The following is a 15,020-nucleotide window of genomic DNA, read 5'->3' on the forward strand; positions in this document are numbered from 1 at the left end:
GCACCGGCCGCCGGCTCAGGCCGGCATGGGCACGATGAAGGCCGGCCCCGACTGCTGGCCGGTCTGCCCGGGCACCGGCTGGCCCAGGTTGTTGTAGCCCGTCACCGTGAAGCTGTAGGTGAACGGCCCGCCACCGGCCGACGGCGGCTGCACCAGCACCACGGTCTTCTCTTCGAGCTGGCTGGGCGTGAACAGCACGCTGGCGAAGTCGGGCTCGTCGCCCGGCCCGCGCAGGTCCACCTTCAGCGCGATCAGCGCACCCAGCGTGGCCTGGGGCAGGCGCACCCGGATGCGCTGCGTGACGCCGACGCCGTCCATGATCACCGCCACGTTGCCGTCGGCCGCCACCTGGCCGGACTCGAACACCGAACCATCGCCGCGCACCACCGTGGTCTCGTAGGTGAAGGGCGGTGGCTCGGGCACCAGGGTGGGGATGCGCAGCGAGCGGCGGTCGAGCCGGGTCTCGTCGTAGATCTCCTGGAACTCGCGCCGGTAGCCCGAGGACGGCTCGTGGTAGCGGATGTCGACCACCGCCTCCATCAGGTTGGTCTGGTCCAGCAGGGGGATGAGGCGGATGTTGAGCTCGCCCTCGAAGGGCTCGTTGATGATCACCGCCGGGTCGGCGGTGGTGATCCAGTCTTCCTGCACGCGCAGGTTGCCCGACTTGAGGAAGTAGCGCGCCCGGTAGCGGAAGCTGCGGGTGGCGTTGTTGGCCAGCCGCAGGCGCCAGTGCTTGGTGGCCTCGCCGGGCTTGAGCAGCAAGGTCTTCTCGACCCGGAAGGCGTTGGAGGGGTCGTCGTAGACCAGCTCGACCTCCACCTGCGTGATCTCGCCGCTGTCCATGTCGCCCAGCGACACCTCGACGTCCATCAGTTCCACATGGTCGAGCGGCGCAATCACCAGCTGGCGCGTGCGCTCCACCACCCAGCCGGTGGAGACCTGCGTGTTGGCCGCCGTCCAGTCGCTGTTGGGCGTGAAGGTGATGTCCAGCTTGTAGCGGTAGCTCAGGTCGCGCCGGTCGTTGAGGAAGGTGGTGAAGGTGCGCGGATCGGTCTTGCCGGGCACGAACAGGAAGCCGTCGACGTGCTGGGCGTCCTCGTTGGGCGGGCGCTCGCCGGGGTATTCCAGGTTCACCGCCACGCTGGCGATGCCGGCCTGCGCGAGGTCGGTGCCCATGGAGACGGTGGCGATCAGGCGCTGGAAGAAGCTGTCGTCCAGGCTCACGCTGCGGATGCGGTCGGCCAGGTTGAAGCCCGCCACCACGGTGCCGAACATGCCCTGCGGTGCGGCCGTGCGGGCCTCGGCCGACTGCATGGAATAGTCGAAGGTGCGCACCTGCAGCTCGTCCTGGTGCACGAACTTGAGCGAGAAGGCCACCTGGAACGGCGAGATCGAGCTGTTGCCGGCCGGCCCCGCCGCGCCCCCGCTGCCGGCGTTGGCGGCCGCCGCGCTGCGGTTGACGGTGCTGGTGGACGGCACGCCCTCGGACGGCCCGTGCACCGCCGGCGCGGTGGTGGGCGTGGCGGTGGACGGTGCGCCCATGGGCGGCGCCAGGGCGGTGCCGGTCTGCGGCCCGGTCAGGCCGCCGAACAGCGACTGCAGCTGGCCCAGCATGCCCAGGTTGCCCGACTGGCGCGTCATGAAGCTCGGAGGCTCCAGCGCCGATTCGAAGAAGTCCTCCAGCAGCTTGGTCTGGAACCACTGCCAGGCGTCGTCGGCCTTCTTGCGCAGGTCCTCGTCGTCGGTGAAGTTCATCACCTCGATCTGCACCGAGCCGTTGTCGCGCAGCTTCTGGAAGGCCACGCCGATGTCGGCGGCGAGGCTGACCATGCCGATCGATCCGCGGGCGCCCAGCTCGGCCTCCAGGGTCTCGTAGACGCGCTTGTATTCGGCGCGGATCTTGATGCGGAACGAGGGGCGCAGGCCCAGGAACTCCAGGTTGTAGATCACCCCCACCGGGCTGATGCCGGTGCGCAGGCCGGCCTCCATCAGGGTGGCGGCCTCGCGGTCGAGCATCATGGCGAAGGTGGCGCGGTTGAAGCCGAACAGCGAAGGCTGTGTCGCGCCGTACACCTCCTCGTAGAGCTTGAGGCCGCGCGCCGCGGTGGGCGAGGGGGCCGGGGCGCCCTCGGGCGGGTCCTCGGCGGCGTCCTTGACCACCGACAGCCGCACCGTGCCCTTGCGGAACTGGATCGGCACCAGCTTGACGTCGCCGTCGGCGAAGCGGCCGAGCTCGCCCTTGATGCTGCCCAGCGTGCGGTCGTCGACGCCGAGGTCGACGGTGAAGGCCATGAAGCCGCCGCCCAGCGACTGGCCGCCCGCGTCGGGGTCGAAGTCGGGGTTGTCGGTGATGTCGCGCCGGTACTTGAGGAACAGGAACTCGGGCACGCCGTCGTTGAGGGCGAGCCGGGGCCGCTCGGGCACGTAATAGAACAGGTTGGTGTCTTCGTGATCGCGGTAGATCATCAGGCCACGGATGGGGCCGATCGGTGCGTCGAGGTACAGCATGTCAGGCTCCTTGGTGGTCAGGCGGGGTGGTGGAACCAGCGGATCCAGTCGCCCAGGTCGTTGTCGCCCATGGACTCCAGCGCCTGGGCCGGGTCTTCGTAGCGACGGGGCGGGGCGGCCGCGCCGCCATTGGGTGCGGCGCCAGCGGGTGGTGAACTGCCTGCGTACTGCGGGTTCTTGAAGAACACCCGGCCCGACTCGCCGCGCAGCGCCACCACCGCATGCAGACCGGTGTGGGCCGCGTCGCTGGGCGGCGCGCCCCAGTGCACCACCAGCAGCATCGGGTCGCGCGCCTGCTGGATGCGCTGCACGAAGTCGTTGCGCAAGGCATCGGTGGGCTGCGGCGCCTGCTGCGTCGAGTGAGCACGCCCCAGCAGCCCGCTGAGCGCCCGCTGCAGCTGGGCCGCCGTCACGCCGCGCCGCATGGTCTCCTGGAACACGGTGTTGACGCCGTTGGGTGCGTCCGGCGGCGCCGACGGGTCGTACTCGGGCCAGGCGCTGCCGCGCGCATAGCGCAGCACGGCCGACTGGAAGCCCAGCTCGGCGTTGGTCCGCACAAAGAAGGGCAGCGAGGCGGTGCCGGCGTAGCGCGCCACCTGGTAGACCCCGGGCGGCACCTCGATCAGATCGCCGTTGGCGAGGGTGGCCTTGGCCTCGCGGCCGAGCAGGCCGCGCAGCAGGCGCACGTATTCCGAGGCGTTGGTGTTGATCAGCAGCGTCTGCACGCTGGTGGGCCCGCAGGTGCTGGCCGTGCCCTGGTTGGTCTGGCCGTTGGGGTCCATGATTTCGGTCAGCGCGTCGTCGACCAGCTGTTCGGCAGCGGTGACACCGGCGATGTCGGGGTGCGGATCGATCTGCAGCAGCGCCAGCAGGTGGTCCACCAGCAGCTCGCGGTCCTTGAGGTCCGGCTGCTTGAGGATGGACATCTCCAGGTTGGCGGCGTTGCGAAAGCGCGTGTCCAGCAGGGTCGGCAGCTTCTGCCGCGCGCCCGGCCCGGCGAACAGCCACAGCATCAGGATCTTGCCGCGCGTGGCGGTCTCGATCTCGTTGGTGAAGAAGCGGTGGCTGAACACCCCTGCCAGCGACTGGCGGTCGGGCGAGTCGTCCGGCAGGTTGTTCCACAACCATTGCAGGAAGGCCCCCCAGGGCACCGGCATGGCGTCGACCGCGGCCTGGTCCGGCGCCACCTGCGAAGCGGCCGAGAGGTTGGTCTGGATGATGGCCAGCCGCTGCGCCAGCGGGTCGTTCTGGAAGCTGGCATCGGGCGGCCAGATCAGCACCGAGGCCGCGCCGGTGGGGTTCAGACGCACGCGGTAGTAGAGGTTGGGCGACATGGTGGACTGGCCCGCCCGCGCCTTGCGCAGCTCCTCGCGGTAGCCGTCCCACAGGGTCTGGGGCATCTGCCAGCGCGCCCGGTTGCCGGTCAGGCGGATCACCTGCACCGGTAGCTGAATCTGCTGGTTGCCGCCCGCGGCCTTGGTGATGGTGACGTCCAGCGCCTGGCCGGTGTTGTAGTAGCGCAGCGGCACATAGCCGGTGCTGGGCGCGAGCAGGGCCTGCGGGTCCCAGGCCAGCTCGATCACCGCCTCGCCGTTCTCGTTGGCGCTGATCTCGAAGGTCGGCGGCGTGTCGGCCTCGGTCCAGTTGTAGAGCATGGTGCGGATGCGCACCCAGTTGCGGCTGGCAAAGGCCGGGTAGTTGTAGGCCACGGCGGCCTCGATGTCGAGCTTGCCGTGGCCCCAGTTGTTGTTGGGCGCCGCACTGCCGGTGCCGGTCTGCGCGTCCTTGCGCGCCGTGGCCTGCAGGCCCAGGCGGATCTGCTCCTGGCGCAGGGTCGGGTTCTTCTCCAGGATCAGGGCCACGGTGCCCGCGACCATGGGCGTGGACATGCTGGTGCCGGCCATGAGCTGGTAGGTGCCGCTCGCGTCGGTGGTGCCGGGGCTGGTTTCGTCGATGGACATCGCCGACATGACGAACTCGCCCGGCGCGCTCAGGTCGGGCTTGATGCGCCCGTCGCGCGTGGGCCCGCGGCTGGAGAAGTCCGACAGCGTGCCCTTGTTGCCACCGGCATCGGCACCGGCACCGGTCTTGGTGCGGTAGCAGCCCACCGCGATGGCCTCTCGCGCACTGGCCGGGATGGCCACCGACTTGCTGACCGTGTCGGGGCTGCCGGTCCAGACCGGGTTGCCGTCCACCGGGCGCTCGATCCAGGCGTCGAACGGCACGGCGGTGGTGCCGGCGTTGGTCAGCGTGATGCGCCAGGTGCCGCTGGCGATGGACGCCGCCGTGCCCCGGGTCAGCCGGATCAGGATCTCGTTGTCGTGGTTCTGCACGCTGTCGATGCGCGAATCGATCGCCACCACATTGCCCCCGGCCAGGGTGTGGACCAGCGTGGTCGGCGCCGCGGCGCTGGCCGGCGGCACCACCACCGGCGTGGCCACGCCCGCCGGGTTGGTCAGGGTGACCGACAGCCGCTGGTTGCCGGGGTACCAGAGGTCGATGGTGTCGTCCACCACGTCGCCCGCCGGCACGCTGAAGGTCTGCACCAGGTTGCCCGAGGCCGGCACACTGCCGCTGACGGCGATGGCGTTGTCGGCCTGGTTGCCCGACGAACAGACATAGGCCCGGCCGGGGAAACCCAGCTCGCGGTTGATCGCCTGCTCCAGCAGGGTCGTGCCGTCGTGGGGGCCGACGTTCATGCTCTGGCTCTGGTTGACCACCACCGGCCGGTTCAGGGCGGCCGCCACGCTGTAGATGTAGTGCAGGGCGTCGACCGTGCGCACCGAGTTGGCCAGCTGCAGCGTGCCGTCGCTGCCCCGGCTGTCGTTGCGCACCATGATGATGTCGGCCTCGGGCGCGACCCCGGCGAAGGTGCCGGCCGCGCGGCCGTTGCCCGCCGCGATGCCCGCCACGTGGGTGCCGTGGGCACCCCGGTCGCGGTGGCGCACCACGCTGTGGGGGTTGGCGTTGCCCAGGGCGCTGTTGATCTGGGTGTCGGTGTACTCGACGCCGTAGCTGTAGCCGGCCGGCGCCGCCTCGCCCGCCGCCGGCACGAGGAACTGGTCCCAGATGCGCAGGATGCGCGTGCTGCCGTCGGCCCTGCGGAAGCTGGCGTGGGTGTAGTCGATGCCCGAATCGATCAGGCCCACGATCACGTTGCGCCCCCGGTAGGCGGTGGGCGGCGTGCCGATGCCGGGACTGCGCGTGTTGCCCAGGTGGGCGTCGGCCGTGGCGATGTCGAGCATGGGATGCATCAGGCGCGCGCCCTCGATGCGGACCACACCTTCAATGACCGCGAGGGCGTCGATGGCCGACACCGCGATGTCGCCCGTCAGCACGTCGTCGGTCCGGCTGGCGATCTGCAGGCCGGCCGTCACGAGCGGGCCGGTCTCGCCGTTGAACTGCACCAGCACCGACACGCGCTGGCCATCGGCCGAGAAGCCGTAGCGGTCCAGCAGGTCGGCCGGCAGCTGGTTGCCGGCCTTCAGCCGGAGGTTGAGATTCAGGGAGGCGTCGATCTTGCTCATGATGGTGTTCTCCAGAGATCGAAGGGATCGCGAGGGCGGCGGACGCGCCGGGCGTCAGGGGTTCGGCCGGACGCCGTCGGCGGGCGGACCGTCGTCGGTGTCCGGTGCCAGCGGCGCGGCGGCCGACAGCGCCCGGACCGACGGCAGGCGCGCCAGCTCGGCCAGCGCCCTCAGCGGCAGCCGCAGGGTCTGCAGGTCGGTCGGCGCGGGGCCTGCCGCGGCCGTGGGCGGGCGGTTCCAGACGCCCCCCAGCCGGGCCACCTGGTCCAGGTCGGCGGCGCTGGGTGTGGAGGCCCATTGCAGGAGCACATCGACCACCGGGTTGTCCTGCGGGGCCAGCAGGCGGATCTGCAGGCTGGTCGGTGCGTCGATCTTGTTCAGGTAGGAGGTGTCGTCGTTGTCCATGGGGCGCTCCGGTGGTCAGTGAAGCGGCGGCGCGTGGCCGCCGTGGTGGAGGGTCTGCTTGGGGCCGCGCAGCACGAAGTGCACCGTCTCCAGCGAACCGTCGGGGTGCAGGCTGATTTCGAGGGCCGCGCCGATCACCTGCGACGGCGGGTCCGGCAGGTCCGGTGCCAGCAGCTTGTAGAGCGCCTGGGCGAAGCAGCCGTCGCCCCCCAGGCTGTGCACCGCCTCGGTCAGCCGGTCGCACTTGTCCCGCGTCTCGGGCACCAGCGCCCACAGGCTGCTGGCCACCCGCAGCGCGGGCTGCTCGCCACCGGGACCGCGCAGGCCCAGGCTCCAGGGCCGGCTGCGCGGCGGCAGGGGGCGGCCCAGCAGGGTCGCCCAGACATCGGCCACCGTCGACCAGGCCCTCGACAGGCCCAGCAGGCGCAGCGCATCGGCCGCGTCGGCCTGGCGCGGCAGGTGGTAGGAAAACCAGGGCTCGGTCTTGTGGTCGGCGTCGATGCGGTAGAGGGTCGCCAGCGCGCCCACGCGCGGGTGCAGGCCCTGCTGCGGACGCTCCCAGCCCCATGCCTGCGGCTGCCAGCCGGGGGCACCGATCACCACCTGGCCCACCTCCTGGCCGTCCAGCCAGTGGGTCCAGCGCTGCGCACCCGGGGCGGACGGGCGCCGGGTCCAGAGGTTGAGTCGGCGCGCGCCCGGCGCCTGCACCGACACCAGCGCGCCGCTGCCGGCCTCGATGCAGGTGCGGAAAGACAGGTCGGTCGCCAGCGCGTCGCCCTCGACCCGGGGCACGAAGGCGCGCGGCCCGAGTCCGGCCAGCAGGCCCGCGTGCTGCATCCATGAGGGTGTGGTCTGCATGATTCAGCCCCTGGGTGGAACGGTCGAGAGCATGAGGAAGCGGTCGCGCGTCGAGCGCCGGCCGGAGCTCTTTTCAAAGCCGGTGGTGAGCACGTAGGTCAGCTCGTAGGTGTAGTCGCGCAGGGACGCGTCCTGCAGCTTGACGCGCCAGGGCGCGCCCACGCCGGGTTGCACGAAGGACTGCTGGTCCTCCTCGTGCACGTTGTTGGCGTCGTCGTCGTAGCGCAGGGTCAGCACGATGCGCTCGACGCCATTGGCGGACAGCGGCGGCCCCACCAGCTCGGGCTGCACCTCCATCAGCTTGACGAAGGTTTCGCCCACGGTGAGGGTGCTCTTGTCTTCCTGCTGGAAGCCAGTGGAGGTGACGTTGCCGTCGACATCGATGATGGTCTGGCCGTACTCGTAGCGCCGCCTGGACGGGTCGACCACCGGGATCTCCCACACCTGGGCGGTGTGGATGTTGGTGGTGTCGAACACGATGGACTCGGTGGCCGAGACGCCATTGGCCGGGTCGCTGTAGCGCAGGTCGACGATCAGGTTGAGGATGCGCGTGCGGTCACCCGCGACGACGATGCGCACCTTGGGGCGCGGCGGCATCGGGTCGCGCACGATCACCAGGTCGCTGGAGGTGCGCTGCCAGCCTTCCTCCACCGTGCCGCCACCGGCCTTCAGGTAGCTCAGGCGGTAGTCGATGCCCGGGTCCGCGGCCTTGTCGGTGCGCAGGGCCAGGCGCATGCTGCTGTCGCCCTTGTGCAGCATCTTCGAGTCCTCATGGGTCCACGCCCCGGTGCTGTGCCGCAGGTGCACGAACACGCCGGAGTAGCGGTCCCATGGGAAATTGGTGTCGACCTGCACTTCCAGCGCCAGCCGCCGGTACAGCTCGTCGGGCGAGATCACCAGCAGCTGCGAATCGTGCGGGCGCCAGCCGCTGCTCACGCTGTGGGTCGGTCCGGGCAGTGCCGAGGGCTTGAAGAAGACGCTGTAGCGGTAGAAGTACTGGTGCCCGATGTCCGGGTTGTACCAGGACGAACGCTTGACGCGGTCGTCGGGCGAGTCGAACAGGAAGGACCATTCGGCGTCCGGGTCGGCCAGCGGGTCGAAGTGGTCGGGCGAGCGGTACTGCACGTCCAGCGCCACGCTGTGGATGGCGTCGCCGGCGTAGTCGGCGTTGACCATGGCGTCGAAGGTGGTGGTGTTCCACAGCGCGTCGTTGCCGTCCACCACGGTCACCACGTCCTCTTTCGTCAGGCCGAAGTCCTCGAAGAACAGGCTGATGTGCGCCTGCGGCGCGATCTTGCGCGAGACCGCCTTGTTGACCGTGTAGTCGACCTGGATCGAACGGATTTCCTCGGTGCTCACCTCGCGCCGGCTGTAGCCCGCGCTGGGCCAGAGGTGGACGATGTTGCGGACCTGGCGCGCGGTGCTGAGCACGGTGCTCACGGTCTGGTCGTCGGGTGTGGCCTCGTTGGGGTTGGGCGCCGGCTCGAAGAACTTCTCCAGCACCAGCTCGGTCAGGTCCTTGCGCACCTGGTTGAACTCCTCCTCCACCACCGCCGCCTCTTCGCCTTCGAGCTCCAGCGAGGCCTTGATGCTGATGATCTTTTTTTCCTCCAGCCGCTCGACGATGTCGTCCAGGTCGACCGTGACAAACACGAGGTCGAGGCCGAAGTGCTCCTGGATGAAGTGGTAGACCTGTTCCCAGTCGGCCTGCACATCGACCCGGTAGGCGGTCTGCATGCCCACGAACTCCAGGTTGTAGACCACGCCCGCCGGCATGAAGCCCTCGAAGGCGCCGTAGAGCAGCTTGGTCGCCTTGCGGCTGAGCATGGCGCTGAAGATGGCCCGGTTGTCGCCGTACAGCGAGGGCACGCCGCTGGACTTGAGGAAGGGCACCCAGCGCTGCTCGGCATCGACCGGATCGGCCGGGGCCGGCGGCGGGGTCGGGTTGGTGGGGTCCACCGGCCTGGGCAGCTCGGTGGTGCGGTCCAGGAAGGTCAGCTGCACCGTGCCGCCCTTGTAGGGCAGGGGCGCCAGCCGCGGCGTGTCGGCCAGGTTCATCTCGCGCTTGATGAAGCGCTCGGCCTTGCGCACCGCCTCGCTGTCCCAGGCCAGGTCGGTGTCGAACACCAGGAAGCCGGCCACGTCGTCCTCGGCGGCCGTGCCGTCGGGGTTGCGCTCGATCTCGTCCTGGGCTTCCTTGAGGATGATGAAGCGGATGGCGGGGCGGCCCTGCTCGTCCACCGAAAGCTTGGGGCGGTTGGGGAAGTAATAGAACTGGAGGGGGTCGTGAAAGTCACTCATGACCGTCATCCCCTCGACCTGGAAATAGGGCGGGCCGAACGAGAGCATGTCAGTCTCCTGGGCTGTGGTCAGGGCTGGGGCGCCAGCTCGGGCACGAACTTGGGCAGCGGAAAGTGCTTCTTGTCCGTGCGCACCGGCGTCTGCGGGAAGGCCGTGCCGTCCTTGTTGAAGTAGGTGATCTGCAGCTCGTACCCGGTCGGCGAATCCGCCCGCACGGGGATGCGGAACACCTGGTCGACCGGCTCGGTGAACAGGAAGGAGTCGTTGAAGCGGATCTGGTTGGCCGCGTCCTCGTAGCGCACGCTCACCTCCACCACCGGCGTGTCGATGAAGCTGACGAAGCGCGGCAGCAGCGTGACCTTGATCTCGGGCGTGAGCAGCCGGGGCAGCACCACCTCGGTCCGGTCGTCCATTACCTCGGGCTCCTTCACCGTGCGGCCGTCGGCGGTGTGGAAGGTGACCTGGTAGCGGTACTGGCGCGGGCTGGCGTCGGCGATCGGCACGCGCCACTCCTCGATCTTGTCGCCCTTGACGAAGGTGAAGGTCTCGACCTTCTGGATGCTGTTGGCCGCGTCGGCGTAGCGCATCGTGGTCTCCACCACCGGGCTGGCGTCGAAGTCCACCACGTTGGGCAGCAGCTTGACCACCAGCTGCGGCACGGTCCGCACCACGATGGGCAGGGCCTGGTCGCCGTCCATCCGGGTCCATTCCCCCTCTCGCAGGTCGCCGTTCTGGAAGGTGGTCAGCACCTTGTATTCGAACTGGCGCACCTGGCTGTTGCGCAGCACCACCGACCAGGTCTTGAACTCGTTGATGGCCTTGAGCGAGAAGGCCTCGTCGGCGCGGTAGTTGTTGGCCGCATCCTCGTAGCGCAGGCTCACCACCGACTGCACCACGCCGGCCCAGTCGCCCGTGGGCACGAGCCGCACGTCCAGCTTGTCGTACAGCGGCGCGTTGATCAGCAGCTGCCGGGCCGTGGTCTCGGTCCAGTCGGTCTCGATGCGCTGGCCGTCCTTGAGGAAGAAGTGCGAGCGGTAGCGCACCGGCCGGTCCCAGTTGGTGAAGATGACGCGGTTGTAGGTCTGTTCCTGCTGGCCGTCGAGCAGGCGGAAGGTCTCGATCTCCTCGTTCACACCCGAGCTGGTGTCGGCGTAGGCCACCTCCACCTGCACCTGGTCGACCGTCTGCGCGAAGTCGATCTGCCCCGCCAGCAGGCGCACGTGGACCCGGCCCGCATCGGGTATCGAGAGGTTGAGCTGCGGCGAGCGCTCGCGCTCCCAGCGCGTGAAGTCGCCGGGCGGCTTGCCCTGGAAGGCGATGCGGTAGCGGTACTGGTACTCGCGCTTGGCACCGATCAGGCTGGGGTCCCACTCGCCGCGCGTGCTGTCCTTGCTGAAGGTGAAGGTCTGCTGCTTCTCCACCATGTCGCCGTTCTCGTCGCGGCCTTCGTACTGCACCTGCGCCTCGACGAAGGCAATCGGGTTGTGCTCCCAGTCGGCGAAGGCCGAGACCTTCAGGCCCAGCGTCATGAAGAAGGGGTCGTTGAGGTCGGCCACGCGCACGTACTTGCCGATCTCCTGGGCCGACATGCCGGCGAAGAAGGACTGCATGGTGCCCTGCGGGTGCACCGGCCACTCGGCGATGCTCCTGATCTCCTCGTGGTAGGCGATGGAGGTGAACTCCATCTCCTGCTCGGACTTGAAGAAGTACACCTTGCGTTCGTCGTCCATGGCCACCGGGTCTTCGGTGGCGGCGGGCGCGTCCTCCTTCTTGAAGAACTTCTCTTCCATCAGGTTGGTGACGATCTCCATCGCCGTGGCGCGCAGCTCGTTGACGAACTTGTCGTCGAGCTTGAGCGTGCCGGTGTCGAAGCTGATCTTGATCAGGTTGGACTCCACCGCCATCTTCAGGTGCTGGTCGAAGTGGTAGAGCTCGTCCTCGTTGCATTCGTTGCCCTCGAAGTCGTGCATCACCGCGCGCAGGCCCTGGTAGACGCTGCGCGTGTCGGCCTCGATGGACAGGCGCACCGGCGGCAGGCGCGCCCACATCTTGAGGTCGAAGCGCACCTGGATCGGCGTCAGGTCGCTGCCGCCCGTGCCGTCGCGGTTGACCAGGGTCTTCTCCATGAAGGTCGCGCCGGCCTCGGTCAGGTCCATGTTGGCGCTGGCCACGTTGCTGCCCACCAGCGACAGCGGGCCTTCGACCACGCGGTGGCTGACCAGCGAGGCGGCCTGCGGCGCGCTCACGCTGAAGGTGCCTTCGGTCCAGGTGGGCACCGAGAGGATCACCGTGGGCGGCTTGTTGCCGGGCGGCGCTTCGGGCGCGTCCGGCCGCAGCCCGAGCTTGACGTCGTGGATCGACAGCGAGGTGCTCATGGACCGGTTGTTGGCGTAGGCCCAGCTGCTCAGGCGCATGCCTTCGACCCGCTCGTTGTGGGCCTCGGCCAGGGCCTTCAGGCGCCGGTACTCGTCGTCCACCAGATCCTGCAGACGCTGCACCAGCGCGGCCTGGTCCTGTTCGGCCACCCGCATCTCCACGTCGAAGGCCATGAAGCCGCCGCCGCGCCCCAGCGCCGGGTTGGCCACCCGGTCCTGGTCGCCGAAGGCGTACTTGATCAGCAGGAAGACGGGGTTGTCGTTCTGGTCGCGCCGGACAGAGATGTAGTCCGGGATCACGTAGAACTTCCAGAACATGGTGTCGTCCTGGTAGACGGTGACGCGCAGGTCTTCGAAATACGCGTAGGCGGGCACTTTGAGCATGGTGGTTCTCCTGGCGGTGGGTGTGCGGTGGGGTCAGGGTGCGGGCTGCCAGCGCGGAATCACCAGCAAGGGCTTGTCGGTGTGGGCCAGCGGCAGGGTGTGGGGCGTCTGGTCGGGCGCCACGAAGTAGGTGATCTGGTAGCTGTAGAAGCGGCGACTGAGGTCGCCAACCTCGACCGTCCAGCTCAGCGTCGCGCGCTCGCTGAAGGCCACCGCGTGGCTGGCGTCGATGCCGTGCACCTCGTCCTGGTAGCGCAGGTCCACCGTCACCAGCGGTGTCTGGGCGAAATCGATCAGCGCGCCGACCAGCTGCACCGTGAGCGAGCCCGGCCGGGGCGGCTGGTAGGGCGGCAGCACGAGCACCGGGTCCTCTTCCTCGAAGGGCGGCAGCACCACCGGGTCGCCGGTGGCCGGGAAGTGCGTCACCTGCACGCGGTAGCGCACCGGTGTGCCGGCGGGCACGTCCACGTTCCACACCACCGGCTGCTTGGCCCGGAACACGAAGGTCTCCTGCCGGCCGGTGGGCAGGTGGGTCAGGCCGACCTCGGTCAGCGGCGCGGCGGCCAGATCGAGCCGGTCGGGAATGATCTGGATCTGGTGGCGCGGCGGCGCCTGGACCACGATGGGCAGGGTCTCCTCGCCCGTGTGGCTCTGCCACGGTCCCTGCTGGAAGCGGCCGTCCTTGAAGCTGGCGTGCACGCGGTACTCGAAGCCCCGGCGGTTCTGGTCGCGCAGCGCCACTTCCCAGGTGCGGAACTCCTGGCTGGTCTTGAGCACCAGGCTTTCCTCGCGCCGCAGGCCATTGGGGGCGTCCTCGTAGCGCAGGTCGACGATCACCTGGGCCACACCGTCCCAACCGTCGCCGGCGGGCAGCAGGCGCACGCGCAGCAGGCCGCGGGCCGGCTGGTTGACGATGAGCTGGTGGCCGGAGAGTTCCTGCCAGTCGGGGTCTTCCACCACCTCGCCGCTGAGCATCCGAAAGCGCTGGCGGTAGAGCACCGGGCGCGCGCGCGGTTCAAAAATCTGCCGGTCGTACACACCGCTTGTGCTGGTCTTGTCCAGCAGCACGGTCTGTTCCTGGCGCGGCACACCGGCGGCCGGGTCTTCGTAGGCCAGCAGCACCTGCACCTGCCGCACCTGGTTCTCGAAGTCGATGTCGCCCGCGCGCACCTCGACGAACACCCGGCCGGCGGCCGGCACGGAAATGTTGAGGTCGTTGCGGCTGGCGGCTTCCCAGCGGGTGAACGAGCCGAACGCCCGGCCGGCGAACTTGAAGCGGTAGCGGTATTCGTAGCCACGCTCGTCGCCGATCAGCTTGGGCTCCCACTTCTGCGGCTGGTTGCCGGTGAAGGTGAAGGTCTTGAGCTTTTCCTGGCGGTCGCCGTTGGCGTCGCGGCCGGCGTAGCGCAGCTCGACCTCGACCGCCTCCAGCCCCGCGGGATCAAAAGGCGCGAACACGCGGGCCGTGAGGTTGAGCGACTGGAACACCGGATCGTCCAGCACCACCACGCGCACGAAGTTCGCGATCTGCGCCGCCGACATGCCGCGGAAGAAGGTCTGCAGCGTGCCCTGCGGGTGGATGGGCCAGGACACCACGCTGTTCTGCTCCAGGCTCAGTTCCAGCTTCACGTGCATGCTGTCCTGCTGCTTGCGCAGGTACTTCTTGGTCCGGTCGCGGCGGCCCGAGAGCGCCTCGTCGGGCACGTCGCCCGAGCCCGAGGGCCGGTGCGCCTCGGCCGGGTCGTCGGTGAAGAAGTTCGACTCCACCAGCTGCTGCATCACCTCCAGCGCGTAGCGCCGCAGCTCGGCGATCACCGCGTCGTCGAGCGAGCCGCTGCCGGTGTCGATCTGCACCGTGATCAGGCCGGCCACCTCGGCCGAGGCGGTGTCGATGTCGCTGTGCTGGAAGTCGTAGGTGGTGCAGTGGTCGACACCGGCGCCGTCCATGATCTTGCGCACCTGCTCGTACATGCGCTGCGAGTCGGCCTTCACATGGATGCGCACCGGCGGCAGGCGGGCCCAGAAGCTCAGGTCGTAGCGCACCTGGATCGGCGTCAGGTCGGAGGCCCCGGCGGCCCCACCGCCGCCGGTGAGGGTGCGCTCCATGAAGGTGGCGCCCTCGCTGGTGAGGTCCATGCTGAACACCGAGACGTTGTCGGCCAGCAGGGACGGCGCGCCGCTGGCCACGCGCTTGCTCACCAGCACGCTGGTCTGCGGCGCGTCCATGGCCACCGTGCCGCCGGTGTAGGTGGGGGTGCCGAAGTCCACCGGCGGTGGTGCGGTCATGCCCTGCACCGAAGCCTTCTCCTCGGCACTGCCGGCCTGGCGGCGCGCGAACTCGGTGTCCACCCAGGCCTGCAGGTTGGCGCGCACTGCCTCGCGCTGCGCGTCGTCCAGCTCGAACACCACGTCGACGTTGAGGTAGCCGCCGCCGCGCGGCAGCGTGGGGTTGCGCGCCAGCTCCTCGTCGGACAGCGCGTACTTGACCAGCAGGAACACCGGCTGGCCGTCGGCGTCCAGGCGCACCCGGGGCTGGTCTGCCACGGGGTAGAAGCGGTGCCAGAGCGTGTCGTCGGCGTAGACGGTGACGCCGTCGACGGTTCGGAAGGCGGGGACTTTCAGCATGGGGTCACCTCTGTGGAGGGTGGGCGCACCGGGGCGG

The 15,020-nt window shown here is 69.3% G+C and carries 7 protein-coding genes; all 7 read right to left on the bottom strand.

The window, feature by feature from the left end; genetic code table 11:
* Window positions 1-15: 15 nt before the first annotated feature.
* The 7 genes from HPS01S_RS04960 to HPS01S_RS04990 are packed head-to-tail and all read right to left on the bottom strand — an operon-like array spanning window position 16 to window position 14,983.
* Window positions 16-2,508 (bottom strand): hypothetical protein, encoded by a 2,493-nt coding sequence (locus HPS01S_RS04960; RefSeq protein ID WP_066151876.1) that lies wholly within the window; start codon window positions 2,506-2,508, stop codon window positions 16-18.
* Window positions 2,509-2,525: 17 nt separating this feature from the next.
* Window positions 2,526-6,035, bottom strand: coding sequence for a S8 family peptidase (locus HPS01S_RS04965; protein WP_066151878.1), 3,510 nt, complete (start codon window positions 6,033-6,035; stop codon window positions 2,526-2,528).
* Window positions 6,036-6,089: 54 nt separating this feature from the next.
* Window positions 6,090-6,440 (bottom strand): hypothetical protein, encoded by a 351-nt coding sequence (locus HPS01S_RS04970; RefSeq protein WP_066151880.1) that lies wholly within the window; start codon window positions 6,438-6,440, stop codon window positions 6,090-6,092.
* A 15-nt stretch (window positions 6,441-6,455) separates the two neighbouring features.
* Window positions 6,456-7,298, bottom strand: coding sequence for a hypothetical protein (locus HPS01S_RS04975; protein WP_157576103.1), 843 nt, complete (start codon window positions 7,296-7,298; stop codon window positions 6,456-6,458).
* Window positions 7,299-7,301: 3 nt separating this feature from the next.
* Window positions 7,302-9,647: a hypothetical protein gene (locus HPS01S_RS04980; RefSeq protein WP_066151884.1), complete on the bottom strand. Its 2,346-nt coding sequence runs from the start codon at window positions 9,645-9,647 to the stop codon at window positions 7,302-7,304.
* A 20-nt stretch (window positions 9,648-9,667) separates the two neighbouring features.
* Entirely contained in the window at window positions 9,668-12,358 is a 2,691-nt protein-coding gene (locus HPS01S_RS04985) for a hypothetical protein (RefSeq protein ID WP_066151888.1), read from the bottom strand.
* A 33-nt stretch (window positions 12,359-12,391) separates the two neighbouring features.
* Complete coding sequence (locus tag HPS01S_RS04990) at window positions 12,392-14,983, bottom strand: hypothetical protein (RefSeq protein WP_066151889.1); 2,592 nt, start codon at window positions 14,981-14,983, stop codon at window positions 12,392-12,394.
* Window positions 14,984-15,020: the final 37 nt, after the last annotated feature.

It is taken from the genome of Hydrogenophaga pseudoflava NBRC 102511 (genome assembly GCF_001592285.1).
GTDB lineage: Bacteria > Pseudomonadota > Gammaproteobacteria > Burkholderiales > Burkholderiaceae_C > Hydrogenophaga > Hydrogenophaga pseudoflava.